The organism is Xanthomonas sp. NCPPB 2864 (genome assembly GCF_056675615.1).
The window spans coordinates 239,608-266,151 of record NZ_JBWWVS010000001.1; the positions used below are offsets into that span (position 1 = coordinate 239,608).

Genomic DNA, 26,544 nt, shown 5'->3' on the forward strand with positions numbered 1-26,544 from the left:
CTTGCCGACGCATCCTCGCGGAGTGCGGCGATTGGAGCCGGAGCTGGCGCAGGCGCCGCAGATGGCTGCGCGTCGGCAGATTGCAGGTCAGTGCCTGGCGTGGGTTCGGCGGCGAGTGCGGAGTCGAATGACGGCGCAGGCGCTACAGGCGCCGCTGCACTGGCTGGTTCCGGGGCCAAGGCGGGCGATGGCAGGGCTGACGGCGCTGGTGGCGGGGAGGGGGATGCCGCGCTCGGGCGCGCTGCGGTTTCGGGGACTTCGGCATCCGCAGGTGCCGGCACCGCAGGCAAAACCAACATATGGTCTGCGCCGGGATCGACCTGCTCAGGCGCGCGCCTGGCTGGGTGAACTGTCGACGGTTCGACGACTGCCGTCCCGACTGCAGCCGCTGCCGGCGCTTCCGCAGTGGGCTGACTGGCCTGCCACTGCAATCCGATGCCGACCACCAGGGTGATCGATGCAGCGAAGGCCAGCGTCGGCATCCAGCGCGGGCGACGGCTGCTGCGCCGGCGGGCGGCTGCGTTGCCGGCAGGGGCAGGGTTTGAGCTTGCTGTGGCTGCTGATGCCTGCGCCTGCGCCGATGCATCGGAGGTGGATGTGGACGCGCTATCAGGCCCGGGAAGCGCGGCAGCTCCGGCTTCCTGTGCAGATGCCGGTGCCGCCGTAGCCAGCGACGCAGCTGCTGCGGCCACACGCGCGGTCGGACGCAGCTCTGCCGTATCGGCGTGTAGCGGTTGCGCGGCGATCCACGCACGCGCGGACTCGCCCAGGTTCGTCGTCCCGGCCTGATCGACAGGCTGGCCCTGTGCAAGACGCGCCTGCACGGCAGCACGCCGTGCGGCCTGCGCCTGCTCCGCCTGCGCGGCGGCCGCCGCAAACATCGCCGCCATCGTGGCGGGTGCTTCGAACTGCAAGGTGTCCTGCGTTGGATGCACTGCAGCGCGTTCGGCATCGGCGTTGCGTGCGGCCTGTGCGAACCACGCCTGCATCGACGCCGGCGGCGTATGCGCCGGCAGTGCACGCAGCAGTGCGGCAAGGCCATCGCTGCCGGCGACAAACCGATCGAAGGACTGGCTCATCGGGTCGCGTCCAGGCTCAGGCGCAACTTTGCGAATGCATAGCGCAGCCGGCTCTTGACGGTCTCGAAACCTTCGCCGATCACCTGGGCGATTTCGTCGACGCCGAGCTCGGCAAAGAAGCGCAGCACCACCACTTCGCGTTGTGCGTCGGGCAATGCCATCACCGCGGCGCGCACGCGATGGTGTTGCTGGCCGAGCATGGCCAGCTGCTCGGTGGACAGGTCGTCATCGGGCAGCTGCAGATGCGCGTCGTCCAGCGCCACCGAGGTGCTGTGATAGGCGCTGCGACGGGTGTCGATCCAGCCGTTGCGCGCGATCTGGAACAGAAAACTGGTGAAGGCGGCCTGCCCGGGGCGGTAGTCGCTGCAGCGGGTCATCAGCTTGACCCAGGTCTTCTGCGCGAGGTCTTCGGCTTCGCTCAGGTTGCCTTCGCACAACCAGGCCAGGAAGTTGAACAGGGCGCGGTTGTGACGCGTGAACAACTCGGTGGCCGGCTGTTCGACAAAACCATTGGCGACGAGGAGCATGAGCTCCTCGTCGGGAAGATGCGCAAGGTCGGCAGGTTGCATGCGCGCAGTATAGGCAGGTGCCGCGCGCATCAGTCGGTGGTTGCGATTGGCCGGCTACTCAGTGCATCGGCCTGCTGCACCATCTGCAGGAAATCGGCGCGGTAGCCGAAGCGGTCGCTGCCCAGGCTGGCCGCGGCCAGGGCACGCACCTGCGGATAATCCCAGCCGTGCAGCTGAGTGCCGCCGCGCAGGCGCTGGCCAAACCCGGCCACTGCGGCAGAAAAGCGGAAGGCATCGCTGGTGGCGTTCAAGGCCCGGCGCTGATTGCTGCGGACCACCGTGTCGAGCAACTGGCTGCGTTGTGCATCGGGCAGTTTGTAGCGCAGTTTGACGTGCGCCAGTTCGTTGTCGATTGCACGCACGTTTCGAGGTGTGGGGGTGTTGGCATAGCGCAACGGGTCCACCGATGCGTGGCCGTCGGTCGGGGTGATTTCATACAGCGCGGTGACGGTGTGGCCGGCGCCGATCTCGCCTGCATCGACCTGGTCGTTTTTGAAGTCCTCGCGTTGCAGTGCGCGGTTTTCATAGCCGATCAGGCGGTATTCCTTGACCGTGTCCGGATTGAATTCGACCTGGATCTTGACGTCGCGCGCGATCGTGGCCAGCGTGGCGCCGAGCTCATGGGTCAGTACCTTGCGTGCTTCCAGCGCCGAGTCGATATAGGCGTATGCACCGTCGCCGGCATCGGCCAGCTGTTCCATCAGCGTGTCGTTGTAGTTGCCGGTGCCAAAGCCGAGCGTGGACAGCGCCACGCCGGAGCGCCGCTTTTCGGCGACCATGCCCTTGAGCTGATCGAAGTCGGTGACACCGACATTGAAGTCGCCATCGGTGGCGAGCAGGATGCGGTTGATGCCGCCGCGCAGATAGGCTTGCTGGGCAGCCCTGTAGGCCAGTTCGATGCCGCTGGCGCCGGCGGTGGACCCGCCCGACTGCAGGCTGTCGATGGCTTCGATGATGCGGCCCTGCTGGTCGCCGGGCGTGGGCGGCAGCACGACTGCGGTGTTGCCGGCATAGGTCACCAGGGTGATGCGATCTTTCGCCCGCAACTGACGCACCAGCAGCTTGAGCGAGGATTGCAGCAGCGGCAGTTTGTCGGGCGAGTCCATCGAGCCGGAGACATCGACCAGAAACACCAGGTTGGCCGGCGGCAGATCGGCGCTGGCGATGTCGCGGCCGGCAATGCCGACGCGCAACAGCAGGCTGTCGTTGTTCCAGGGCGTGGGCGCCAGTTCGGTGCGCACGGCGAACGGTTGGCCGTTGGTGGGTGCGGGGTCGTCGTAGCGGAAGTAGTTGATCAGCTCTTCCACACGCACGGCGTCCACCGGCGGTAGCGTGCCTGCGCTCAGGAAGCGCCGCACATTGCTATAGCTGCCGGTGTCCACGTCGATGCTGAAGGTGGACACCGGATTCGCCGCGGTCTGCACGATCGGGTTGTCGCGCAGCGTTTGATAGGTTTCGCGGTCTTCGGCCGGTGCCGGCAGGACCAGCGGCATCGGCATGTGGTTGTCGAGTATTGGGCGTTGTGCGACCCACTTGGCGCTTGGCGCCCGCTGTGCAACGGAGGCCTCAAGTGCGATGGGCGCTGCTGGCATCGGCATTGGCATTGGCATCGGCATCGCGGATGGCGATGGTGCCGGTGCTGGACTCGGCACAGACGGCGGCTGCATGGGGTGGGCGGGGGCAGGCGCTGCGAGACTGCCCTCGATCTGCGCGGGTGTCGAAGCGGTGGATGGCGATGGCTGCGCGGTTGCAGGCAGCACGGTGGTGCGCGAACTGTCGCTGTTCGGCTGGGTCGGCTCGTGCGAGCAGGCGCTCAGCAGCAAGGCGAGCGCAAGAAGGCTGTGACGGGGCATGGGAATCCTTTGCGTGGCGAAGAGGGATGGGTGAACAACGGACCGCCCGAGGTCGCCGTGCACTGCGCCTCTGTTGAGTAAACGGGCCAGTGCGGCAAACGGGGTTAACTGGGGTGAAGATTTTTTCGATCGCTGCTGAGTGCTGTGTGCAGTGCCCGCTGCGGGGAGGGCTGGGCGATGGGCATCACTTGTCTGCGTACCCTCACCCCAACCCCTCTCCCGTTGGAGAGGGGCTTGATGCTTCCCTTCTCCCATTGGAAGAAGGTGGCGCCTAGCGCCGGATGAGGGCACGGCGCTGCAGGGCGGTGCCGGTCGCCCCGTACCCTCACCCCGACCTCCGCTCCGCGTCCCGGCCCGCGCCAGCAGCGCGGGCGCTCCAAGGCCCGCGCGCAAGCCGTGCCTTCTCGCCGCTGTGGGAGAGGGGCTTTACAGTCAGTGCTGCGCGTTATGCGCGAATCCGCACTGCTGGGCGCCGCAAGGCGGTTTATCCGCGCGCGGTGCTGCCGCATGATGGAAGGCTATGGCCGCGCACTGCGGTTGCCTGTCTTCTTCCTGCATGGAGTTCGCCCGGATGATCCAACGTCGTCACTTCCTCAAGAGCGCCACGCTTGGTGCGATCGCTTCCGGCCTGGCCGGGTGGGGCGCACGTGCGCAGGCCGCCGCCGGTGCCGGCACGGCCGGACGCGTTACCGCGCTGCCGCGCGGCGCGGCGCGGGTGATTTCCACCTGGGATTTCGGCATTGCCGCCAATCAGGCGGCCTGGAAAATCCTTGGCAGCGGCGGTATCGCACTGGATGCGGTGGAAGCCGGCGTGCGCGTGCCGGAAGCAGACCCGAGTAATCCGACTGTTGGCTTGGGTGGCTATCCGGACCGCGATGGCCGGGTGACGCTGGACGCCTGCATCATGGATCACCTGGGCAATTGCGGCTCGGTTGCTTCACTGGAAGATGTGGTGCATGCGATTTCGGTGGCGCGCGCGGTGATGGAAAAAACCCCGCATGTGATGCTGGTCGGCGATGGCGCGCGGCAGTTCGCGCTGGAGCAGGGATTTCCACAGACCAAGCTGCTCACGCCCAGCTCGGAAGCGGCGTGGAAAGAGTGGTTGAAGACCTCGAAGTATTCGCCGGAAGCCAATATCGAAAACCGCGCCTGGCGCGATGCGAAGCTGCCGGGCGGCAAGGACAATCACGACACCATTGGCATGCTGGCGCTGGATGCGCACGGCAACCTGTCCGGCGCGTGCACCACCAGCGGCATGGCGTGGAAGATGCACGGCCGGGTCGGCGATAGCCCGATCATCGGCGCGGGGCTGTATGTAGACAACGAGGTGGGCGGTGCGACCTCGACCGGCGTCGGCGAAGAGGTGATCCGCAATGTCGGCAGTTTTGCGGTGGTGGAAATGATGCGCCAGGGCAAGTCGCCGGCCGATGCCTGCCGCGAGGTGGTGATGCGGCTGATCCGGCGCAAGCCCGAACTCACCCGCACCTTGCAGGTAGGATTTCTGGCGATGAACAAGCGCGGCGAGGTGGGGGCGTTCGCGATCCAGAAGGGTTTCAGTTACGCGGTCTGCGATGCGCAGCGGCAGGATCTGCTGGTGCCCGGTGAAAGCCACTACACCACCGAGCCTGCAGCATGAGTGCGTTGGGGCTGGAAGTGGCCGCCGATTCGGTGGGGTCGGCATTGGCGGCGCAGGAAGGCGGTGCGATGCGGGTCGAACTCTGCGGGGGCCTGGATGGCGGCGGGCTGACGCCATCGTTCGGCACGCTGGCAGTGGTGCGTGAGCGATTGCAGATTCCGCTATACGTATTGATCCGTCCGCGCGTGGGCGACTTCGTCTTCGACGCGGCGGAGGTCGAGGTGATGCGGCGCGATGTGGAGCAATGCGTGCGGCTGGGCTGCGATGGCGTGGTGCTGGGTGCGCTGGATCCGCACGGGCAGGTCGACATGGGCACGATGCGGGTGTTGATCGCCGCAGCCGGTTCGCTGGGCGTGACCTTTCATCGTGCGATCGACGTCAGCGCCGATCCATCACGCGCGCTGGAAGATGCAATCACGCTGGGTTGCGAGCGCGTGCTGACCTCCGGTGCGCGTGCGAGCGCGCTTGAAGGTGTCGACACCATTGCCGCATTGGTGCGGCAGGCGGGCGACCGCATCAGCATCATGCCGGGCGCGGGCGTGACCGAAAGCAATGTGCGTGCGCTGCGTGCCAACACCGGCGCGCGCGAGTTCCATGCCTCCTCACGTGGGCCGGTTGCGGCGCAGGTGCATGCGCCGCACGCGTACATCTCCGATCTGGGCGGCGACTACCAGCGTACCGATGTGGCGCGTGTGCGGCGGATCGTGGGGTTGTTGCAGGAGCTGTGAGGCGCGTGTGCCGATTGTGGAGCACGTGAGCGGGAACCTTTTTGCGCGCTGTGGCTGGGCAATCTAGGTGGAGCGAAGACGTCGCATGTGAGCTGTAGCTTGGCTGCAGGGCCCTTGCCCGCCCACCATCGCGGGACACGCCGCAAGTACGTCCTTGTAGGCTCTTACGCGGCATCCATGCCGCGTAAGGTCCCGCGACGGTAGGCGGACAAGGACCTGTCGAGATGGTCGGTGTGTGTGGAGAAGAGCAGGAGCGGTTGTCGGCGCGTCGCTTGTGCAGTTCCATCAGCGCACGACCAACTTAGCAGGCGCGATGCCCTTGCCGGTTCCGGGACCCTTGGCGGCATGGATGCCGCCACGGAGCCTCCACGGATGGATTCACGGCGTGTCCCGGAAGTGGTGAGGGCATTGCGCCCTCGACCACCAGGCTTTGCTGCGTTGAAACGGCGGCCGAGCTCAATAGCATGTTGTGTTGAGCTTAGACAGGGCACGGTGGAAGCAGCGAACGCAAAGCGTCTGATCTGGTGCTTCGTTGCAGGGCCCTTGCCCGCCCACCATCGCAGGACACGCCGCAAGTACGTCCGTGTAGGCTCTTACGCGGCATCCATGCCGCGTAAGGTCCCGCGACGGTAGGCGGACAAGGACCTGTCTCGATGGTCGGTACGCATGGCTTTCAATAAAACAGCCAACAACTTCTCTGGTGCGGTGTCCTCGCCGCTTGCGGGACCGTGTGGCGGCATGGATGCCGCCACCGAGCCCCCAGGGATGGGTTTACGGCGTGTCCTGCAAGCGGCGAGGGCACCGCGCCCTCGATCGTACGATCTATTGCGCACTTCCGGGCAATGACTGCGGCGATCTTATGTCATCTGCCTCGCTGCCGAGTCGTGTCGGATCCAGGACGACATGCTTGATGCGTTGGCGCTTCCAGGTGTAGCTGATATGGACCAGACCATCGCGGGTCTGGATCACCGCCGGATAGGAGAACTCGTCTTTTGCACTGTTTTCCAGCGTGAGGGCGCGTTGCCAATGCACGCCGTCGGTCGATAGCGCCACCGCAAGCGTGCCGCGACCATCCCACCAGTCCTTGCCGGCGATGCCGGGGTTGTAGACCAGCAGGGCGCGGCCGTCGCGCAGCATCACCGCGTCGGTGCCGGAGTTGGGGTTCTCCACGTCCAGCAGCTGCATCGGTTGCCAATGCAGGCCGCCATCCTGCGAGAAGGTACTGAACAACCTGTTCTGCTGGCTGCGCCCGAGCACCTGCACGCGCCCGTCTGCGTGCAGCAATACGCTGGGCTGGATCGCGCCGATCACCGCCGGGTCGTTGAGGGGCATGCCGCGCTGCCAATGCGCGCCGTCGTCGTCGCTCCATTCCAGATGCGCGCGCCAGCCGCGGTCTTCGCTGCTGCTGGGTGCGAGGATGCGTCCGTTCGGCAATTGCACCGGCTTGTTCTTGATCGGGCCGAGAATGCCGTCGGGCAGCCGCTGCGGCGGCGACCAGTGCGCACCGTCGTCATCGGAAGTGGTGCGCAGTCCCCACCAATCGCGCGGATTCGGGCCGAGCTTGTAGTACAGCTGCACCGGGCCGGTGCCGGACTGGAACAGCACCGGATTCCAGGCCGGCAGCGCGGCGCCATTGGTGCCTGCGTGCGCGCCATCGGCGATGCGTCGCGGCGGCTGCCAGTGCTGCGCGCCGCGTTGTGCGAGCCAGATACCGACATCGGCCGCTCCCTCGTGCGCGCCGCCGAACCAGGCCGCCAGCAGCGTGCCGTCGCGGGTTTCCAGCAGCGTGGAGGCGTGCGCCTGCGGTGTCGGTGCCGGGTCGGCGATGAACTCGCTGAGCACGATGGGCGAAGGCGTCGGCATGGGCGATTCGGCTTGAACTGCGCAGGCGGCAAGGCTCGCAACAAGGCAGGTCAGCAGGCGTGACGGGAGCATCGTGGTGAAGTCCTGTGCGGATTTTAAAGATACCTATTTATTATCTATTAAATACCATGTGCTCTGGTTATCCCAGGGGCCGTCGTCGCCCACCACGGCGAGGACCCGCGATGTCGTCACGCCCACTTTCCCGTTGCGCTGGCTGGCTGCACTCGGCCTGACCGCGCTGATCCTGCCCACCGCCATGACGCAGGACTTTGCTGCGCCTGCGACGTCCATCGCGAAGCGGCGTTGCGGGGATTCAGTCGTACGCGAGCAGGCCGTTATCGAGATGACATGGTGTGCGGTGTGCCTGGTGTTTGGTCGGCGCACTGCGACGCGGTAAACAGCTGCGACCGGCTGTCAGGGCCGATTGGCGTGCAACAACGCGCAGTACCGTGTATCCGTCCCCTCAGGAGCACACGTATGGCTTTTCCAACATCAGTCAACGACCAGATCACCGATGCTGTCACGCAGTCCAACGTCAAGGTCATTGGCGAGGCGCCTGCAATGGCCACGAGCACGATCTACCAGAGCATGGCGCATTCGACCGACATCCTGTTTCAGAACGCGGTATCGGTACAACAGCAGCAAAACACCCTGTCGCAGGCCGCCACCAACCAGGGCGTGATGCAGATCTACAGCCTTGATACGACCGCCTCGGCGGCGGATGTCGCGAAGGTCGCGCAGGCGGGTGTCGCCGACAATCTGACCAGTCTGCTCACCGTGCTCAATGCGTTCAACACCGGCAAATAATGGCGGCTGGCGACAGCGGCAGTGCTGTCGCCAATGTTGCTATCGCCATTGCTGACGCGAGCGTCGTCGCACTCAGGCCGCGTCGTCGTCGCGCGCCTGCGGCGGCAGCAGGATCTGCGGCTGCTTGGCCGAGTGGGTCTGGCACAGGAAGGTCATCAGGTGCGCCGCTTCGGTGCTGCCGATCGGCTGGCTGGGCGCGGGCTTGCTGTGGACGTGTTCGGCGAAGGCGTGCTGGGTCTGCTCCGGAACCGCGGAGACAGGGTCTTGCGTAACGGTGGACGACGACATGAAACGCTCCTGGAACTCACGATCTGACCGTCGCCCGATAGGACGACGGGAATGCGCCACTGCCTTCCACAACGGCGTGAGCCGGTGATCTTGCCTGGAATGCGATCGGTCCGATACCACAATTGGTAGCAGACGCTGCGCGGGCAGCGGACCTCCAGATAGCGGCGGGCGCGCGGCGGTCTGAAGGGGCGTCGCTCCGGGGGCGCCCGGCGGGTTGCCTGGCGGTTGGTTTTGGGCGTCGGCGGGCATGGGCGTGCGGCTTGCGATCGCCGCCCCGGACAGGTGCGCAATCGCCAGCGGCCCGCCACCCGCGTGCCGGTTACTCCTTCGGCGTGATCCACACCTGCTGCTGCAGGCCGCGCACGCCGGGCTTGGCGGTGCTGTCCAGGTCGAACACCACCACGGCGTTGTCGCCCTTGCGCTGGAACGGGGCAGGGAAATACAACGCCCGCTGCGGGCCGATGGCCCAGTGGCGGCCCAGGTTGACGCCGTTGGCCCAGGCCACGCCCTTGCCGAAGGCGCGCATGTCCAGATAGGTGTCGGTCGGTGTGCCGATGCGCAGCGTGCCGCGATGGAAGGCCGGGCCTGCGACGGGGGTGCGGGTCCAGCCGCGGATGCTGTCGGGCGAACGCATCGGCAGCGGGAAGGCCTGCCAGCCGGTGAGCTGCTGGTTGTCCAGCAGCACCGGGTCGACCAGCCCGGCGCGGCCGTCGGCCATGCGCGGGCCGTAGTTGATGCGGCCGCTGTTTTCGACCAGGACATCCAGCGTGTGCTGGCCGGCCGGAATATCCACATCGGTGGAGACCTGCTGCAGCCGGCGCTCGACACTGCCGACCGGCTTCTGGTCGACATACACCCGCGCCACATCGCGCACCTCGCCCAGGTACAGCGGCCCCTTGCGCGGGCCGGTGACGGTGGTGCGGTAGAGGATGTAGCCGTAGTCCTGGCCGAAGTGCTCCATCGGCTGCGGGGTGTCGATGGCGATCGGCGCGGGCAGGTTGTCCCACAGCGAGGCGGATTCGCGCAGTTGGGTGTCCGGCAGCGCCGCGATCGCGATCGGCTTGGGCAGCGCGGGCGGTTGCACGCCGGTGACGCGGGCGATGGCGTCGCGCATCAGCGCGAACTTGGGGGTGGGGCGGCCGGCTTCGTCCAGGATGGCGTCGTAGTCGTAGCTGGTGGTCTGCGGGGCGTAATGGTCGCTGGGATTACCCTGGAAATTGGCACCATTCATGAAGCCGAAACTGGTGCCGCCGATGAACATGTAGAGGTTGGCCGAATGCCCCTGGCGCAGGATCCACTCCAGTTCTTCGGTCTGTTGTTTGGCGTCGGTGCTGGCGTGTGGCTTGCCCCAGTGGTCGAACCAGCCGGCCCAGTATTCGCCGACCATGCGCGGTTGGTCGGGACGGAACTTGATCAGTTTGTCGAACGCGCTTTTGGCCTCGCCGGGGGCGAAGTTCACCACCGCCAGGGTGTCCGGCAAGGTGCCGTTGGCGAGCATGTCGGCGCCGTCGGAGGTGAACAGCAAGGCGTCGTCGAAGCCGGCCTTGACATACATGGCGCGGTTGTCGGCCATGTAAGCATGGTCGTCGTCGTAGGAGCCGTATTCGTTCTCGACCTGCACGGCGATGATCGGCCCGCCGTTGTGATTGAGCAGCGGACGCACCTGTTGGGACACGGCATCCAGATAGGCCTGGCTGGCGGCGAGGAAGCGCGGGTCGCGGCTGCGCACACGGATGTTGTCCTTGCCGAACAACCAGGCGGGGTAGCCGCCGGCTTCCCACTCGGCGCAGGTGTAGGGGCCGGGCCGCAGGATCACGTTGAGGCCTTGCGCGGCGGCCTCGCGTACGAACGCGGCCACGTCGTTGTTGCCGGTGAAGTCGAACCGGCCCTGCTGCGGCTCGACCAGGTTCCAGAACACGTAGGTCTCCACCGTGTTCAAGCCCAGTGCGCGCGCCTTCTGCAGGCGGTCTTTCCAGTAGTCACGCGGGATGCGCTGGAAATGGATGGCGCCGGAGAGCAGTTGATACGGCTTGCCGTCGCGCACGAACTGCGTGCCCTGGGTGCCGAAGCTGGGCCAGCTGTGGGTGTCGGCGGCATTGGCGGCGACGGGAAGCGCCAGCGCGAGGGCCAGGACGAGGGGGCTGAGGGTGCTGCGCAACATGGGCGATTCTCGGCGGTAACGAGTGACGAGTGACGGGCAAGAACAGACTTCAAGCAAACGAAGGCGGCAGATCCTCCTTGTTCGCGCCGAAGGCGAGGTTCGGTTTGGCACCCATGGTGAATTCCAGCGTGCCGCCAGCGGCCAGGTCGGCATGCCGCATCCAGCTGCGGTTGGTCGGTTTGCCGTTCCAGCTCAGCGCCTGCACATACACGTTCTGCGCGCTGCTGTTGTTGGCGACAATGCGCAGCGTGCGGCCGTTGCCGACATCGAGTTCTGCGCGCTTGAACAGCGGGCTGCCGAGGACGTAGTTGCCGCTGACCGGGTCCACCGCATACAGCCCGAGCGCACTGAGCACGAACCAGGCGCTCATCTGCCCGCAGTCCTCGTTGCCGGACAGGCCATTGCGCGCGTCGTGGTACTGCTCGCGCAGCAGCCGGCGCACCATCGCCTGGGTCTTGTAAGGCTGGCCGGCGTAAGCAAACAGATACGCGACGTGGTGGCTTGGCTCGTTGCCGTGCGCGTACTGGCCGACCAGGCCGTCGATATCCGGTGGCGCATCGGCGGGCAGTTCGGAGCTGGTGGAAAACAGCTCGTCGAGCTTGGCGACGAAGCCGTCGCGGCCGCCGTACAGGTCCATGTAGCCGTACAGGTCGTGCTGGTTGAGGAAGCTGGCCTGCCAGGCGTTGGATTCGGTGAAATCGCGCCACTTGCTGATGTGGCCCATGCCGCGCGGGTCGAACGGCGTGGCCCAGCTACCGTCTTCCAGACGCGCCTGCACGAAGCCGCTGTCGCGATTAAACACGTTGCGGTAATTGCGCGAGCGCTCGCGCAGTGCGCGTGCATCGTCGGTGGCACCGGCGGCCTGCGCCAGATGCGCGCAGGCCCAGTCGTCGTAGGCGTATTCCAGCGTGCGGCTGACCGCTTCGTCCACCTTGTCGGCGGGGATATAGCCGAGCTTGCGGTAGTACGCCAGGCCATGGGTGGTGTCGTCCATGGCGCGCTTGCGGTAGGCCGGCCAGGCGGCGGTGTAGTCGATGCCGGTGAAGCCCTTGGCATGCGCCTCGGCCAGCACCACCGCCGAGTGGTAGCCGATCATGCAGCCGGTTTCCACACCTTGCAGCGGCCAGATGCCCACGCCGTCCGGGCATTCGTTGGCGCCGCGCACCAGGCATTGCAGCAGGTCCGGTACGCGCTCGGGTTGCACCAGGGTGAGCAGCGGATGCGCGGCACGGTAGGTGTCCCACAGCGAGTAGGTGCTGTAGTTGTGATAGCCCTTGGGGGCGGTGTGGATCTGCAGGTCCATGCCGCGGTAGCGGCCATCCACATCGCTGAAAAGGGTGGGCGCGAGCAGGCTGTGATACAGGCCGGTGTAGAAGATGCGGCGTTGCGCGTCGTCATCGCTGTCGATGCGTACGCGTGCCAGTTCCTTTTCCCAGGCGGCCACGGCTTGCGCATGCACGCGGGCGAAGTCGAAGTCGGGCAGTTCCGCATCCAGGTTGGCCAGCGCATTGTCGGCGCTGACCGCGGAGATGCCGACCTTGATCAGCAGCGGTGCGTCTGAGGCATCTGGGTAGTGCAGGGCGGCCTTGAGGTGCACGCCGTCCACGTTGCGCGTGCCTGCGGCCAGCGGTTGATCCTCGTTGTAAAGCTGCACCTGCTTGAACGGCCGCGACAGCCGCATGGCGAAATAGATGTAGCGCCCCTGCGCCCATTGGTAGACGCGCCGGCCACCGGTGAGCGTGCGGTCGTCGACCACGCGCAGTTGCGCGTCGGTGATGCGGGTGGGGATGCCGGGTTTGTCCTGCATGCCGTGGCACAGGTCCAGCAGCACATGCGCCGGCTTGCCCTTGGGGAAGTGATAGCGGTGCAGGCCGGCGCGTGCGGTGGCGGTGAGTTCGGCATGTACGCCGCTGTCCTTGAGCCGCACGCGGTAATAGCCGGGCGAGGCGGCTTCGTCGGCATGGTCGTAGCGCGAGCGGTAACCGCTGTCCGGTGCGTCGAGTGCGCCGGGCACCAGCTTCACTTCGCCGGTGGCGGGCACCAGCAGAAAATCCAGCATGTCGCCGATGCCGGTGCCGGACAGGTGCGTGTGCGAGAAGCCCATGATCGAGCCGTCGGACTCGTGATAGCCGGAGCACGAATCCCATACCGCGTTGTAGGTGTCCGGGCTCAGCTGCACCATGCCGAACGGCAGGGTCGCACCGGGGAAGGTGTGGCCATGGCCGCCGGTACCGATGAACACATCGACGTGGCGGGTGAGCTCGGCGCGGGTGCGCGCATCGGCCGGCAGTGCGTAGTTGCCGGCGCGTGCGCGTGCAAGCCCGGAGAGGCCGGCGCTGCCGAGCAGTGCCGCCGCGATGGCGCCTTGGAGAAAACCGCGTCGTGTTGCCATGGTGATGTGCTCTTGGATGTCACGAAGTGGGGCGGGCCTACCCTCATCCGCCCTTCGGGCACCTTCTCCCGGCGGGAGAAGGGAAGATCAAGCGCTCTGCAGTTCCGCGTTGGAAGGGCGGGCCCTTCGTGGAATCAGGCGCTGCGCAGCAGCTGAGGTTTGCGTTGGTGCAGGTCGATGATCAGTTCGCCGAACAGGGTGTTGGCCCAGGCGAACCAGTCGCGGGTGAAGCTGCCCGGGTTGTCCTTGTCGAAGGCCTCGTGCATGAAGCCGGTGCCGGCATGGGTGGTCTTGAGCCACTGCAGGCATTGGCGCAGCTGCGCGTCGTCGTCGCTGACCAGCGCGTACTGGATGATCGACATCGGCCAGATCGTGCCCATGCCGCTGTGCGGGCTGCCGACGCCTTCGGCCGCGCTGCCGCGCGAGAAATACGGGTTGCGTTCGCTCCAGGCCAGCTGGCGCGTGCGCAGGAACACCGGGTCGGCGCGGTCGCAGCAGCCCAGGTAGGCCAGGCTGAGCAGGCCGGGGGCGTTGGCGTCGTCGATGAACAACTGGTTGCCGTAGCCGTCCACTTCGAATGCCCAGTAGGCCTGCCCATCGGCGTCGCGTTGCTGGCCGAACTTGCGTGTCGCCGCTTCCACTTCGTCGGCCAGCGCGGTGCAGTCGGCGGCGAACGCGGCATCGCGATGCAGGGCCGTGCTCATCGTCGCCAGCTGGCGCAGCGAGGCCACCGCAAACAGGTTGGCCGGCACGAACAACGGATACACGCAGGCATCGTCGGAGGGGCGGAACATCGAGTGGATCATGCCGTTGGGCCGGGTCGGCTGGCCGTAGCCTTCCAGCACCAGGGTCTCGGTCGCCAGCGGGGAGGGGCGCTGGAACACGTAGGGGCCGCGATTGTCCTTGCGCTGCTGCTCGCGGAAGGTTCTGACCACCACCTGCATCGCCGCGCGCCAGTCGTCGTCGAACGGGGCGGCATCGCCGGTGGCGCGCCAGTATTCGTACGCGATGCGGATCGGGTAGCACAGCGAATCGATTTCCCACTTGCGCTCGCCCACGCCGGGCTTCATCTCGGTGATGTCGTTGAGCGACCACTTCAGGCGCTGAGTCTGGCCATCGGGCAGGAAGGCGTTGGCGTACGGGTCCAGCCGGATGCAGGCGGCCTGGCGCTGGATCAGGCCATGGAACATGCGCCGCAAGGCAGGGTCGCGCCTGGCCAGCGGCACATACGGGTGCACCTGGGCGGAGGAGTCGCGCAGCCACATCGCGTGGATGTCGCCGGTGATGACGAAGGTGTCCGGCTTGCCGTTGCGGGTGCCGGTTTCCACCGTGGTGTCCAGCGTGTTGGGGTAGCAGTTCTCGAATAGCCAGGCCAGCTCGGGATCGGCAATGCGCGCCTTGATCTGCACGATCTGCTGCTCGACCGCCTTGCTGACGAAGCGGCGCTGCGCCTTGGGCGGGCGCTTGCTGACGAAGTTGCCGGCAGCCGTGGAGGTGCCGGCAACCGGGGCGGCGAAGGCGGGCAGTGCGCCGGCGAGCAGGCCGGCGCTCGCGCTGGCGCCCAGCAACTGAAGGATGTCGCGGCGGGTGTGCATGACCTAGAGCTCCCTGGGATTTCAGCAAGCGGTCGACGCAGCGGACATCCTTGCAGCGGCGGCATCACGTGCCGGGCCGATGATGAGACCTATGCATGACCAATTCCCGATGACCATACAACGTGTGCGCCGAATGTGCATAGTGCGCCCGCACAATTCGGCGCCGTACGCGTGGCCTGCGGCCATGGCGGCAGTGGCTGGCCCGCATCCTCCGCGGTCGCGCGGCACCGGCTTTCAACCGGCCGCATGCCCGCGCCAGTGCGCCGGTCCCGCGCAGTGGCCGTCGTCGTGTGCATGCCCGAACAGTTCGTCCAGCATGCGCCGCGACGGGCTCCACTCGCCGATCGCCGGGTGGATCAGCATCGCCTTGCAGGCGTCCAGATGGCTGCCGCTGAGCGCCGGCCATGACAGCCAACGCCTGTTGCATGTTGCGCAGATGCATCGCTTATTTCGGCAACGGCGAACGCCCCGAGATCGAGAACGCTGCGGCCTCGCCAGCCGCGCCGGTGCCGGGCTGGCCACCTCCGACAAACAGCGTGTAATCGCCGGCTTCCACCGCACGCTGCCCGGTGCGATCCACATCGCTCAAGGCGCGCGCATCCAGGGTGAAGCGCAACGTGCGCTGCTCGCCGGGCTTCAGATGCACACGCTGAAAGCCGACCAGGCTGCGCAACGGAGACTGCGGGCGATCCGGATACTGCAGATACACCTGCGCCACTTCGTCGCCGGCACGCGTGCCGGTATTGCGCACGGTGGTGGTCACCTGCAACGGACTGCCGGCTTGCAGGGTTGCAGTGGACAGCTGCGGCGCGGCGTAGGCAAAGCTGGTGTAGCTCAAGCCGTAGCCGAACGGAAACAGCGGCTCGCCCTTGAAGTAGCGGTAGGTGCGGCCCTTCATGTCGTAGCTGACGTAGGGCGGCAGGTCCTTGGTGGAGCGATAGAACGTGACCGGCAGGCGCCCGCCGGGATTGTCGTCGCCGGCCAGCATGCGCGCGATCGCTGTGCCGCCGGACTGGCCCGGATACCACGCTGCCACGATCGCATCGGCATGCGTCTTGGCCCAGTTCAGGGCCACCGCGCTGCCGCTCATCAGCACCACCACCAGCGGCTTGCCGGAGGCCTTGGCCCGTTCCAGCAGCGCCTGCTGCGGGGCGGGCAGGGCGATGTCGTTGCGGTCGCCGCCGTCGAAGCCGGGCACATCGATGCGCAGTTCCTCGCCTTCCACATCCGGCGACAGGCCGACGAAGGCCACCACCGCATCGGCCTGCGCCACCGCCTGCTCGGCCTCGGCCAGTTGCGCGGCCGCCGGTGCCAGCCACTCCAGGCGCACGCCCTGGTCCTGGCCGCGGTGTTCCATTTCCAGGCGGATCTTGCGCGGGCGGGTGTCGCCGAAGTGCAGCACGGTTTCCACGCTGCGGCCGTCGGCGTTGTGCATGCCCGCCGGCACGTGCTTGTCTTCGGCATTGCCGGCGACCACCAGCTTGTCGTCGATGTACAGCCGCACCGGGTCGTGGCCGGCGCAGTCGAAGCAGCGCGCCACCCGCACCGCCAGCGTGTAGTCGCCCGCGCTCGGCGGCAGCAGTTCGCCGCTCCAGCGCACCGCGTAGCGATCGGCCGGCACGCCCTTTGCGGGGGCGACCTGATCCCAGTTGAAACTCACCGTGCGGTCCTGCCGCACCGTGCGCGGCGCACCGTCCAGCTCGACAGTATCGAAATATTCGCCACGCAAGCCCGGCTTGCCGTCGCTGCGCAGCGCGGTTTCCGGAATCATGCCGGGTACGCCCGCGGCCAGCGGCGCACCTTGCGCATAGCTGACCTGCTGCGCGCCGAAGCGCTCGCGCAACCCAAGCAGCGGGGTGACCGGCGTGGACGAGGTGCCCTGGTAGTTGGCTTCCAACGCTGCCAGCGCATCGGCATTCGGCCCGATCACTGCCAGCCGCGTGCCGGCCTTCAACGGTAGTGTGCCGGCCTCGTTCTTGAGCAATACGATCGATTCGGCAGCGGCCTTCAGCGCCAGCGCACGGTTGGCGGCGTTATCGATATCCTTGGCACCGAGCTTTGCATACGGATCCTTGCGCGGCGCTTCCAGTTCGCCCAGGCGATAGCGCGCGGCGAACAGGCGCACCAGCGATTGGTCGAGCAGGGCTTCGTCCACTTCGCCACGTTCGATTGCCGTGCCGAGTTCGCGATAGGCATGCCCGCAATTGAGATCGTGCCCGGCCTTGAGCGCTGCAGCCGACGAGCCTGCATTGTCCGGGCGGAAATAATGGAACTGGGTCATGTCGTCCACCGCATCGCAGTCGGACACCACAAAGCCCTTGAAGCCCCAGTCGCCACGCACGCGGCCGTTTAGCAACCAGTCGGCCGCGCAGGCCGGCGTGCCGTGCAGCGAGTTGTAGGCGCACATCACCGAGCCGGCCTGGCCGTCGATCAGGGCGGCGCGGAAGGCGGGCGTATAGGTCGCTTCCACGTCGCGCGGCGACACGTCCACATCGAAGCTGTGCCGGCCAGGCTCCGGGCCGCTGTGCACCGCGATGTGCTTGGGCGTGGCGATGGTGCGCGGGTGATCCAGATCGTCGCCCTGCAGCCCTCGAATGAAGCCCACCGCCAATTGCCCGGTGAGGAAGGGATCCTCGCCGTAGGTTTCCATGCCACGGCCCCAGCGCGGGTCGCGGAAGATATTGATGTTGGGCGACCAGATGGTCAGGCCCGCGTAGCGCTTGTGATCCTTGCCCGGGGCGCCGGCCTGATTGAACTTGGCGCGCGCTTCGGTCGACACCACCGTGCCCACCTGCTGCATCAACGCAGTATTCCAGCTGGCCGCAAGACCGATCGACTGCGGAAACACCGTGGCGTAGCCATTGCGTGCGATGCCGTGCAGGCCTTCGCTCCACCATTCGTAGGCGGGGATGCGCAGGCGCGGAATCGCCGGCGCATCGTTCATCGCCTGCGCGACTTTCTCCTCGCGGCTCATCTGCGCGACCAGCGCGGCGGCGCGTTGCTCCGGCGTCGCATCGGGTTGTGTTGCGGCCAACGCCGGCGCGCCGACCAGCGGCAGGTACAGGCCCAGACTCAGCGCGACCGCCAGGCGGCATGGAAACACGGACAACGACATCTGCTCACTCCTGCGGGGCGGCGACTGGCCGTCACGCGTTGTTCTTGGATTGCCCGCAACGACACCGCGGGCAGCGGTTGGTGACACTTGGCGCAGTGGTAGTTACTGATCGGACGCCGAATCGGATGCGACCTGCGCCCGGGACTGCAGTCACTGCGCCACGCGCCGGCTTGGCGGATGGCGCAGCGCCCTGAGACGAGCGCTGCGCCATCGCCTGACGCCTGTTCCCGGCGCGGCTTACTTCGTCTCGGCCGGCTCCGGCGGTGCACCGGCCAGGGTGCTCGCCAGATCGCGCACCTGCAGCGTGGACTGCAACTGCGCCAGCGCCGCCTTGCTGCTCACATGCACGGTCAATGGCTCGCCCGGCAACAGGTCGAACGCGTTGTCCGACAGCGTGGCATCCACGTCGCCGAACGATAGCCAAACCTCGCGTGCCAGCGTGTTGCTGGACAGCGTCAGCGCGTAGCCATCGCCATCGGCGCGCCATTGGCTGTCGATATTGGCGGCCGGCAACGCCAGCTGCTTGGCCGGGGCGAAGAACACCACCTCGCGCGACAGCAGCTTGTCGCCGTCGAACAACTCGAACACCGCGTAGCTGCGCTTGGGGTCGGCGCTGCCCAGCAACTGCTTGTCGCTGAAGTTGCCCACCTGCAGGCTGCTGAGCGGTTTGACGGTGGCCTTTTCCTCGCGCTTGCTCAGCAGCTTGCCGTCCATGCTCATTACCCGCATGCGCCAACGCGCGGCCAGCGGGGTGGTGCGGTCGGAGACCAGCGACACCTCGGTCTGGCCCTTGTCGTTACGCAATGCGGCGATCAGCTCCGGCGCGTAGAAGCGGCGGGCGTGGTAGTGCAGCGCCTTCCAGCGGCCGTAGTAGTCCACGCTGGACCACGACGCACCCGGCCACACATCGTTGAGCTGCCAGTACAACGAGCCCATCGATTGCGGGCGCGAGGCGCGCAGATGCGAGGCGGCCAGGTTGATGCCTTCGGCCTGCATCAGCTGGCTCAGGTAGACGAAGCTCTCGAAATCCTTGGGCTCGCCGAATTCGCGCCGGATGTACAGCATCAGCCGCTTGTTGCCGTTGCCCTTGTCGAACTTCTGATGCACGCGCATCACCGGCGATTCCGGATCCATGTCGCCGGGTTCGGCGAAGGCACGCACGGTGCGCATGTCCGGGAACGACTGCAGGCCGTATTCGGACATGAAGCGCGGGGTGACGTTGAGGTATTCGGTCACCGGCAGCGCGGGGCCGCCCCAGACCTTCCAGTAATGCATGTCGCCATCGTTGGCCTGGTCGGCGGCGCCGTCGAAGTTGGTGCCCGGCGAGGTGGACCAGTACGGCACGTCGCTGTCGTAGGTGGCCACCACTTCGCGGAACACGGTGCCGAACAAGGTGGTCATGCCGCGCTCGATGCGGCTGCGTTCTTCCGGGTCCACTGACTGCTTGAACTTGACCCGGTCGCCCCAGTTTTCCCAGCCGGTCTGCACTTCGTTGTTGCCGCACCACAGCACGATGCTGGGATGGTCGCGCAGGCGCTTGACCTGTTCGATCGCCTCCTGCCGGGTGTTCTCGCGGAATTCCACGTCGTACGGCGGCACCGCGCCGCCGAACATGAAGTCCTGCCAGATCATGATGCCCAGCTCGTCGGCCACCTCGTAGAAGCGGTCGTCCTGATAGTGCCCGCCGCCCCACATGCGCAGCATGTTCATGTTGGCATCGCGCGCATCCTGCAAGGTGCTGCGCATGCGCTCGGGGCTCACACGTGCGGGGAACGCATCCAGCGGAATCAGGTTGGCCCCCTTGGCGAAGATCGGGATGCCGTTGATCACGATCTCCATGCTCTTGCCGTACTTATCTTTCTCGCGCCGCAGCTCTACCGAGCGCAGGCCGGTCACCCGCTTGATCTGCTGGCTGTCGCCATCGGCATCACGCACGCTGGCCACGAAGGTGTAGCGGTCCTGCGCGCCGTAGCCGGCCGGGAACCAGCGCTTGGGCTTGGCGATGCGCACCGGCACATCGATGCGGTTCTGCCCCGGGTCGACCACCGCCTGCTGGGTGAATTGCCCGACTTTCTGCCCATCCGGTCCTAGCACGTCCAGCGTCACCTGCACCGGGCCGCTGCGGCCGGCCTGCAGTTCCAGCTGCGCCTGCAATTGCGCACTGTCGGCGTCCACGCGTTGCTGGGCGATATGCAGCCCGTCCACGCGCACCGCATCCCAGGCTTCCATGCGCACGTCTTTCCAGATGCCGGCATTGACCATGCGCGGGCCCCAATCCCAACCGAAGTTGTACGGCGCTTTGCGCACGTAGGTGGAGCTGTGGCGCGATTCGGGTTCGTCGCCGAAGGCGGAATCGTAGGCGCCCGGCAGCGCGTACGGCTGCTTAGCCAGCCACGGCTGGATCTTCTTGATCGGCGAGAACAGCTTGACCTCGAGCACGTTGTCGCCGCGCTTGAGCAGGGATTTGGCATCCACGCGCCACTGCCGGAACATGTTGTCGGCGCTGAGCAGCGGCTTGCCGTTGAGGGTGACCTCGGCAAACGTGTCCAGGCCGTCGAACACCAGCTCGACGTGCTCGCGCTTGAGCGTAGCCGCATCCACGTTGAAGCGGGTCTGGTATTGCCAGTCGCTCAGGCCCGCCCACTGGATCTTGCCTTCGTTGTCGCGATAGAACGGGTCCGGCACGATCTTGGCGGCGATCAGATCGGTCTGCACCGCGCCCGGCACCTGCGCCGGCAACCACGCTGCCGCTTTCGGATAGGTCCTGGCCTGCTCCTGGCCCGGCACCAGTCGCACCTGCCAGCCGCTGTCCAGCGGCGTCACGGTGGGCGGCGCGGCCCAGGCCTGCGAGATGGCAACGGCCAGGGCAAGCCCGAGGCGGGCGGGGGCGGGAACGCAACGATGACGGGACAGGGGCATGGATGACTCTCCTTGGATGGATCAGCGCGTGGCGGCGGGGGGCGCCTGCGCGGTGGTTTCAATCAACTGGACGGCGCCGATGGCGTACAGCGGGCCGCGAATCGGCGCGGTGAAGCGCAGGCATAGATCGTGGATGCCGGTGCGTGCAGGCAGTGCGGTTTCCAGCGTGAATTGTTCGCCCAGCGTGGCGCTGTTGGGTAATTGCACGCTGGCGATCAGCTCGCCCTCGCAGCCCAGGCGCACTTCCAGCTCGCCGCGGCGCGTCTTGGCGGGGTACTGCACCACCTTGGATTGTTCGTGGGCCAGACCGAAATTGTTCGGCAGGCGTGCGGCCTCGATCCGGATCGCGCCGACGCCATCCAGGCGCGCCTGCGGATACAGCCGGCAAGCATGGAACAGGTCGACGTTGTAGACCGGCGTGTCGGCGCCGGTCAGCTCCGGCAACAACGGCAGGCGCAGGCCGAGCGCACCGGTGTCCACGCAATCGCGCAGGCCCTGGGTATCGGCGCGCAACAACCCGGCACGATCGAAAGTACGGCTGCGCGTGGCCGCCAGCGCGGTGCCGCCGGCATCGAAGGCGGTGGCCTTGACCGTGGTCGGCAGCTGGATCGTAAACGGCGCCGCATAGCGTGGCGATGCCGGCGTGGGATCGCTGCCGTCGACGGTGTAGTGCAGCGTGCCCGCACCGGCCTGGGTGCCGAGTGCCACCTTGGCCGGGCCACCGGCCAGCACCGGGTTGGGGCCGCTTTCCAGTGCGATATCGGCGGCGAAGGCGCCGTCGCTGTAGTCGATGCCCAGCGCTTTGTAGCGCTGCAGCTGCGCCGGCAGGCGCGCCAGGAAATCCTTCCAGTTGCGGGCAGCCACCGGCGACCAGGTCACTTCGGCGATGGCGGACAGACGCGGGAACAGCGCGTGATCCACATGCCAGCGCGAGGGAATGTATTCGGACCACAACGCGCCTTGCGCGCCGAGTACATGCTTGGACTGCTCGGCGGTCAGTGTGTCGGGCACCGGGTCGAAGGCGTAGACCTTGGACAACGGCAGTACGGTCAGGCGGCCGTTGGGTTCGTCGCTGCGGGTGGTCTGCAGGTTGTCCAGGTACAGCCAGTCGCCTGGCGCCAGCACCACATCGTGGCCCTGCCTGGCGGCGGTCACCGCACCGTCGGTGCCGCGCCACGACATCACCGAGGCACTGGCCGGCACGCCGCCTTCGAGAATTTCGTCCCAGCCGATCATGCGCCGGCCGTGCTGGGTGAGGTAGGCCGCAAGCTGTTCGTTGAACCAGCCCTGCATCGCGTGCGCGTCCTTGACCCCGAGCTTGCGCATCTGCGCGCGCACCGCGGGCGAGGCTTCCCATTGATCCTTGACCGCCTCGTCGCCACCGATATGGATATACGCCGACGGGAACAAGGTCAGCACCTCGTCCAGCACGTTGGTGATGAAGCTCAGGCTGCGTTCGCTGGTGTTGAACAGGTACGGGTTGACGCCCCAGTCTACGCCCACCTGCGTGCGCTGGCCGGGCACGCCGACTTCTTCCGGATACGCGGCCACTGCGGCCTGCGCATGCCCGGGCATGTCCAGCTCGGGCAGCACGGTGATGTGCAGGCGCGCCGCATAGGCGACGATCTCGCTGATCTGCTGCTGCGTATAGAAACCGCCATAGCGCTCGGGCGTGCCGTGCTGGCCGGCGCCGGGCGGGGTGCGCCAGGCACCGACCTCGGTGAGCTTGGGGTATCGCTTGATCTCGATGCGCCAGCCCTGGTCGTCGGTGAGATGCCAATGCAGCACATTGAGCTTGTGCGCGGCCATCGCGTCCAGCACATGCTTGACGGTGTCCACGTCGTGGAAGTGGCGGGCCACATCCAGATGCTGGCCGCGCCAGCCAAAGCGCGGCCAGTCGCGGATCGCCACCGCCGGTACGGTGACATCGCCCTTGCCCGCATCCGGCGTCATCAATTGCCAGGCGCTGATCGCGCCATAGAACAGGCCGGCACCATCGCGCGCGGTGATGCGGATGCCGTTGCCGTCCACATCCAGGCTATAGCCTTCCTTGTGTGCCACCGGCGCCTGCGCTGTGCGCTCCAGGCGGATGCTGTGCGGCGAGGCGCTGGTTTCGGTACGCACTTCCAGGGTCAGGCCGCGGGTGCGTTGCAACAGGCTGGCCAGCGACTCGGCGCTGCGGCGCACCTCGGCATTGCCGGTGGGGATGGAGATCACCGTGCCGGTGCCGACGCGGAAACTGCCGGTGCCGCGCCTGGCTTCGGCCGGGGCGGGAATCAGGGGCAGCGGTGCGGTGGTCGCAGGCAGTGTTGCGGTGGTGCCGGGATTGGCTGCAGGTGCGGTCGCTGCATCGCGTTGGCCGCAGCCCGCCAGCACCATTGCCGCAAGCGCCATCGCAAGCAGGCGCGAGGAACGTCGGTGCGATGACAGCAGGCGCGACGACAGGCTGCGCGGCGACGGCGGCCCGGATAACGGTGAGCGCAGGCTCGGTGCGGAGTTCGACATCATGCAATCACATCCCGGTATGGCGGGGGAGATACGGCAGCCACGCACAGTAGCAAAGCCGTGCCGGATGGCGCAGGGACTGGCGCACGCTTCGTCGGGGTGCGCGGTGTGTGGTATCGCGCAGCGACCGCGCTCCGCATGGCGTGTGGCAGAACGGGCGCGGGCAGTGCACGCATCGGCTTGCAGTGGATGCATTCCGATGCGAACACCGACCGCGCCCGTCCTGTCGTGCAGCAGTGCGATGACGCGGTCAGCGCTGCGCGGTCGGCAACTCGTCCCACACCTTCGGGTCCTCGGCGCCCAGCACCCAGCAGCTGAAACCTTCCAGGCCGTACTGCTTCACCAGGTCGTAGCGTGCCTTGAAGCTGCGCGCATCCGGGCGGAACACCCACTCGCGCATGTCGTCGCGGTAGAAGTAGAACCACGATTCCTGCTCGACCGGATCCCATTGCACGGTGGCGTTCTGCTCGATCGCCAGCGGAAACGATTCGTCGGCATCGATATAGGTGGCGGAGATGTTCGACGCCTCGGTGCCGTCTTCCTTGACCGGATTACCGGTGTACCAGCGGTAGCCGTAGGTGGCGATGCCGAGCGAGAGCTTGTCCTTCGGCACCTGGGTGATCGCGTAATCCAGGTGCTTCTTCATCCACACCATGCCGTCGACCGGGCCCGGCGTGGTCCAGCGGGTGTGCTGGTCGTAGGTCATGATGCTGACCAGATCCACGGCCTGGCCCAGCGCCTTGAGGTCGTACGCGCCGCGCCAGTATTCCCACATCCACTTGGAGAACTGGCCGCCTTCGGCATGGCCCGGGGCATTGGGCACCACCGCCACCGACATCTTGAAGCCGGCCTTGTGCAGCGCATCGGCGGTCTGCTTGACCATCAGCGTGTAGGCGTCGCGGTCGGTCCAGGCGATGTTCTCGAAATCGAACTGGAAGCCGTAGTACTTGTGCTGCTTGCCGTGGATCAGCAGCGATTCGATCATGCGCTTCTTGGCGGCTTCGTCGTGCATCAGCTTGTGGAAGCCGTCGCGCCCGGTGGTCATCGACAGGATCGGCATCACCCGCAGGTTCTTCTGCTTGGCGATGTCGTACAGGTACATGTTGGGCGTGCCGTTGACCAGGCCGTTCTGGTCGACGCCGTACCAGGTCGGCACCACCACGTCGATCTTGTCGACATTGGCCAGGAACGAGTTGGTCGATTTCTGCGTGTTCATCAGATAGAACAACGCCGTGGGGGTTTTGGCCAGGGCCGGCGCGCACAGCAGCGCCAGCGCCAGCAGGATCCAGGTCAATCGCTTGCTCATGAAAACAGCATCCGTCAGGGAGTGGAGGAAGAAGAAAGATCGATGCGCAGCACGTAGGCGTGTTCGCCGACCGGCTTGGCCGGCAGGCGCAGATGCAGGCCATCGGCCTGCTGCTCGAACGGCACCTTCTTGCCGTTGGCCAGCAGCGTCACGCCGCGCACGCCGTCGGCCGGTGTGAGCGAGCGGATCACCGCCTTGCCGCCGGCCGGCCAGCCGAGTTCGATCGCATACAGCGCGCCATCGCGCGTGGTGAAGCGGAAATCCTCGGCGGTGTAGGGCTTGGTCTTGACGTCCTGGAAGGTGCCGCCGACCACCTCGGTCGGGCCTTCGCCATACACGCGCCACGGCTTGCTGTCGTAGATCGCGCCGCCGTTGGTCTTGAGCCACTTGCCGATCGCCAGCAGGATGCCGCGCTCGGTATCCGGGATCGAGCCATCGGCACGCGGGCCGATGTTGAGCATCAGGTTGCCGTTCTTGGCCACCACATCGGCCAGCATGTGGATGATGAAGGTCGGCGACTTGTAGGTGTCGTTTTCGATATAGCCCCACGACTCATTGCTCACCGAAGTGTCGGTCTGCCAATGGGTGGGATGGATGCCGGTGAGCTGGCCGCGCTCGATGTCCAGCGTGCCGGCCCCTTCCGGAAACGCGCCCAGCTTGTAGTTCACCACCACGCCGCGATCGGCTTCGGTGCGCGCCGCGCCCTGGTTGTAGTAGTAGGCCAGCATGGTCGGCAGGCTGCTGCGGAACGTGGGGTGGGCAATCCACCAGTCGAAATAGATCAGGTCCGGCTGATAGGTGTCGATCAGCTCGGTGGTACGCGCCAGCCAGTCGTCCAGCCAGGCCTGCGACACCGGCGTCCAGTCGTTGGCCACATCGGCATCGTCCTTGCCAGGCAGGCGCACCTGCGCCGGGCCGTACAGCGCGGCATAGCGCGGGTCGTTGACGTCCGAATCGAACTTGCGCCCGCCATCGAAGAACCAGTTGTGCTCGGCGCGGTGCGAGGACAGCCCAAAGTGCAATCCCTGCGCGCGGATCGACTTGGACAACTCGCCCAGCAGATCGCGTTTGGGGCCCATCTTGACCGCAGTCCAGTCCGACAACCGGGAGTCGTACAGCGCAAAGCCGTCATGGTGCTCGGCTACCGGCACCACATAGCGCGCGCCGGATTGCCGGAACAGCTTGGCCCAGCCATTCGGATCGAACTTGGGCGCGGTGAACTTGGGAATCAGATCCTTGTAGCCGGAGCGCGCCTGCGGGCCATAGGTCGCCACGTGATGGGCGAATTCCTTGGAGCCCTCCAGGTACATGTTGCGCGAATACCACTCGCTGCCGAACGCCGGCACCGAGAACACGCCCCAATGGATGAAGATGCCGAACTTGGCGTTGTCGTACCACGCCGGCGATTGATAGGCCTTGAGTGCAGCCCAGTCGGGGCGGAACGGACCCTTGCGTGCGCCGGCTTCGGCTTCGCGCACCAGGCGCTCGCGTTCGGGTGCGTACTTGGCGGTGGCGCTGAGCCACTGCTGGTCGATCTGTTCCGGGCTGAGTGTGGTGGCGGTAGCCGCGGTGGGCGATTGCGCGCTGAGCGTGGCAGCAGGCAACGCGAGCAGCAGACCGAGCGCGAGCATTCGCGTTCTGGGTGCAGCTCCGGCGTGGCGGCGGGATGGAGCCGCTGGGCGGCTATCGGTCGTCATGGGAACTGCACTCCTTCAAGCGAGACGTGTC

Annotated in this window: 17 protein-coding genes and 1 pseudogene; 5 read left to right on the plus strand and 13 right to left on the minus strand. The window is 66.6% G+C overall.

The features are described 5' to 3' along the window. Positions 1-1,075 precede the first annotated feature (1,075 nt). The gene (locus AC1KVE_RS00910; protein ID WP_102251519.1) at positions 1,076-1,648 is read right to left on the minus strand and encodes a sigma-70 family RNA polymerase sigma factor; all 573 of its coding nucleotides are present in this window, start codon (positions 1,646-1,648) and stop codon (positions 1,076-1,078) included. Between the two features lie 29 nt (positions 1,649-1,677). Continuing rightward, on the minus strand, positions 1,678-3,147 hold the full coding sequence (locus AC1KVE_RS00915) for a vWA domain-containing protein (protein WP_481092022.1): 1,470 nt from the start codon (positions 3,145-3,147) through the stop codon (positions 1,678-1,680). A gap of 76 nt (positions 3,148-3,223) precedes the next feature. On the opposite strand from AC1KVE_RS00915, the gene AC1KVE_RS00920 reads away from it, so the two are divergent. From AC1KVE_RS00920 to AC1KVE_RS00930, 3 genes are all read left to right on the plus strand, one after another. Next, a complete protein-coding gene (locus AC1KVE_RS00920) occupies positions 3,224-3,493 on the plus strand; it encodes a hypothetical protein (RefSeq protein ID WP_481092021.1) in 270 nt (89 codons plus the stop codon). 579 nt (positions 3,494-4,072) lie between these two features. Beyond that, on the plus strand, positions 4,073-5,137 hold the full coding sequence (locus tag AC1KVE_RS00925; RefSeq protein ID WP_024940206.1) for a glycosylasparaginase: 1,065 nt from the start codon (positions 4,073-4,075) through the stop codon (positions 5,135-5,137). Beyond that, a complete protein-coding gene (locus tag AC1KVE_RS00930) occupies positions 5,134-5,865 on the plus strand; it encodes a copper homeostasis protein CutC (RefSeq protein WP_481092020.1) in 732 nt (243 codons plus the stop codon). Before AC1KVE_RS00925 ends, AC1KVE_RS00930 begins: the two co-directional genes overlap by 4 nt. 822 nt (positions 5,866-6,687) lie before the next feature. Here the strand turns inward: AC1KVE_RS00930 and AC1KVE_RS00935 are convergent. Then, positions 6,688-7,800: a sialidase family protein gene (locus AC1KVE_RS00935; RefSeq protein WP_481092019.1), complete on the minus strand. Its 1,113-nt coding sequence runs from the start codon at positions 7,798-7,800 to the stop codon at positions 6,688-6,690. Between the two features lie 4 nt (positions 7,801-7,804). On the opposite strand from AC1KVE_RS00935, the gene AC1KVE_RS00940 reads away from it, so the two are divergent. Continuing rightward, complete coding sequence (locus AC1KVE_RS00940; protein ID WP_435014051.1) at positions 7,805-8,125, plus strand: hypothetical protein; 321 nt, start codon at positions 7,805-7,807, stop codon at positions 8,123-8,125. An 80-nt stretch (positions 8,126-8,205) separates the two neighbouring features. Beyond that, positions 8,206-8,535: a RebB family R body protein gene (locus AC1KVE_RS00945; RefSeq protein ID WP_126966186.1), complete on the plus strand. Its 330-nt coding sequence runs from the start codon at positions 8,206-8,208 to the stop codon at positions 8,533-8,535. Positions 8,536-8,607: 72 nt separating this feature from the next. Here the strand turns inward: AC1KVE_RS00945 and AC1KVE_RS00950 are convergent, their stop codons facing one another. The 10 genes and pseudogenes from AC1KVE_RS00950 to AC1KVE_RS00995 form a co-directional block, all read right to left on the minus strand. Then, positions 8,608-8,823, minus strand: a complete 216-nt coding sequence (locus AC1KVE_RS00950) for a hypothetical protein (protein WP_016904393.1) — start codon at positions 8,821-8,823, stop codon at positions 8,608-8,610. A 319-nt stretch (positions 8,824-9,142) separates the two neighbouring features. Next, the gene (locus AC1KVE_RS00955; RefSeq protein ID WP_481092018.1) at positions 9,143-10,984 is read right to left on the minus strand and encodes a glycoside hydrolase family 35 protein; all 1,842 of its coding nucleotides are present in this window, start codon (positions 10,982-10,984) and stop codon (positions 9,143-9,145) included. A gap of 49 nt (positions 10,985-11,033) precedes the next feature. Beyond that, positions 11,034-13,376, minus strand: coding sequence for a GH92 family glycosyl hydrolase (locus tag AC1KVE_RS00960; protein WP_481092017.1), 2,343 nt, complete (start codon positions 13,374-13,376; stop codon positions 11,034-11,036). Positions 13,377-13,510: 134 nt separating this feature from the next. Then, on the minus strand, positions 13,511-14,971 hold the full coding sequence (locus AC1KVE_RS00965; RefSeq protein ID WP_481092016.1) for a glycoside hydrolase family 125 protein: 1,461 nt from the start codon (positions 14,969-14,971) through the stop codon (positions 13,511-13,513). A gap of 234 nt (positions 14,972-15,205) precedes the next feature. After that, positions 15,206-15,370: pseudogene (locus tag AC1KVE_RS00970) on the minus strand (6-phospho-beta-glucosidase); the annotation flags it as partial. Between the two features lie 46 nt (positions 15,371-15,416). Further along, the gene (locus AC1KVE_RS00975) at positions 15,417-18,086 is read right to left on the minus strand and encodes a glycoside hydrolase family 3 C-terminal domain-containing protein (RefSeq protein ID WP_481092015.1); all 2,670 of its coding nucleotides are present in this window, start codon (positions 18,084-18,086) and stop codon (positions 15,417-15,419) included. 237 nt (positions 18,087-18,323) lie between these two features. Next, on the minus strand, positions 18,324-21,005 hold the full coding sequence (locus AC1KVE_RS00980) for a beta-mannosidase (protein WP_481092014.1): 2,682 nt from the start codon (positions 21,003-21,005) through the stop codon (positions 18,324-18,326). Between the two features lie 21 nt (positions 21,006-21,026). Then, complete coding sequence (locus AC1KVE_RS00985; protein WP_478204425.1) at positions 21,027-23,450, minus strand: family 20 glycosylhydrolase; 2,424 nt, start codon at positions 23,448-23,450, stop codon at positions 21,027-21,029. A gap of 310 nt (positions 23,451-23,760) precedes the next feature. Then, positions 23,761-24,816: a glycosyl hydrolase family 18 protein gene (locus AC1KVE_RS00990; RefSeq protein WP_039519620.1), complete on the minus strand. Its 1,056-nt coding sequence runs from the start codon at positions 24,814-24,816 to the stop codon at positions 23,761-23,763. Positions 24,817-24,830: 14 nt separating this feature from the next. Next, on the minus strand, positions 24,831-26,513 hold the full coding sequence (locus AC1KVE_RS00995) for an alpha-L-fucosidase (RefSeq protein WP_481092013.1): 1,683 nt from the start codon (positions 26,511-26,513) through the stop codon (positions 24,831-24,833). Positions 26,514-26,544: the final 31 nt, after the last annotated feature.

Bases quoted from the DNA above. Each gene is read 5' to 3' on its own strand.
- AC1KVE_RS00910 (WP_102251519.1), bottom strand. From the start codon at position 1,648: ATGCAACCTGCCGACCTTGCGCATCTTCCCGACGAGGAGCTCATGCTC.
- AC1KVE_RS00915 (WP_481092022.1), bottom strand. From the start codon at position 3,147: ATGCCGATGCCGCTGGTCCTGCCGGCACCGGCCGAAGACCGCGAAACC.
- AC1KVE_RS00920 (WP_481092021.1), top strand. From the start codon at position 3,224: ATGGGCGCTGCTGGCATCGGCATTGGCATTGGCATCGGCATCGCGGAT.
- AC1KVE_RS00925 (WP_024940206.1), top strand. From the start codon at position 4,073: ATGATCCAACGTCGTCACTTCCTCAAGAGCGCCACGCTTGGTGCGATC.
- AC1KVE_RS00930 (WP_481092020.1), top strand. From the start codon at position 5,134: ATGAGTGCGTTGGGGCTGGAAGTGGCCGCCGATTCGGTGGGGTCGGCA.
- AC1KVE_RS00935 (WP_481092019.1), bottom strand. From the start codon at position 7,800: ATGCTCCCGTCACGCCTGCTGACCTGCCTTGTTGCGAGCCTTGCCGCC.
- AC1KVE_RS00945 (WP_126966186.1), top strand. From the start codon at position 8,206: ATGGCTTTTCCAACATCAGTCAACGACCAGATCACCGATGCTGTCACG.
- AC1KVE_RS00950 (WP_016904393.1), bottom strand. From the start codon at position 8,823: ATGTCGTCGTCCACCGTTACGCAAGACCCTGTCTCCGCGGTTCCGGAG.
- AC1KVE_RS00955 (WP_481092018.1), bottom strand. From the start codon at position 10,984: ATGTTGCGCAGCACCCTCAGCCCCCTCGTCCTGGCCCTCGCGCTGGCG.
- AC1KVE_RS00960 (WP_481092017.1), bottom strand. From the start codon at position 13,376: ATGGCAACACGACGCGGTTTTCTCCAAGGCGCCATCGCGGCGGCACTG.
- AC1KVE_RS00965 (WP_481092016.1), bottom strand. From the start codon at position 14,971: ATGCACACCCGCCGCGACATCCTTCAGTTGCTGGGCGCCAGCGCGAGC.
- AC1KVE_RS00975 (WP_481092015.1), bottom strand. From the start codon at position 18,086: ATGTCGTTGTCCGTGTTTCCATGCCGCCTGGCGGTCGCGCTGAGTCTG.
- AC1KVE_RS00980 (WP_481092014.1), bottom strand. From the start codon at position 21,005: ATGCCCCTGTCCCGTCATCGTTGCGTTCCCGCCCCCGCCCGCCTCGGG.
- AC1KVE_RS00990 (WP_039519620.1), bottom strand. From the start codon at position 24,816: ATGAGCAAGCGATTGACCTGGATCCTGCTGGCGCTGGCGCTGCTGTGC.
- AC1KVE_RS00995 (WP_481092013.1), bottom strand. From the start codon at position 26,513: ATGACGACCGATAGCCGCCCAGCGGCTCCATCCCGCCGCCACGCCGGA.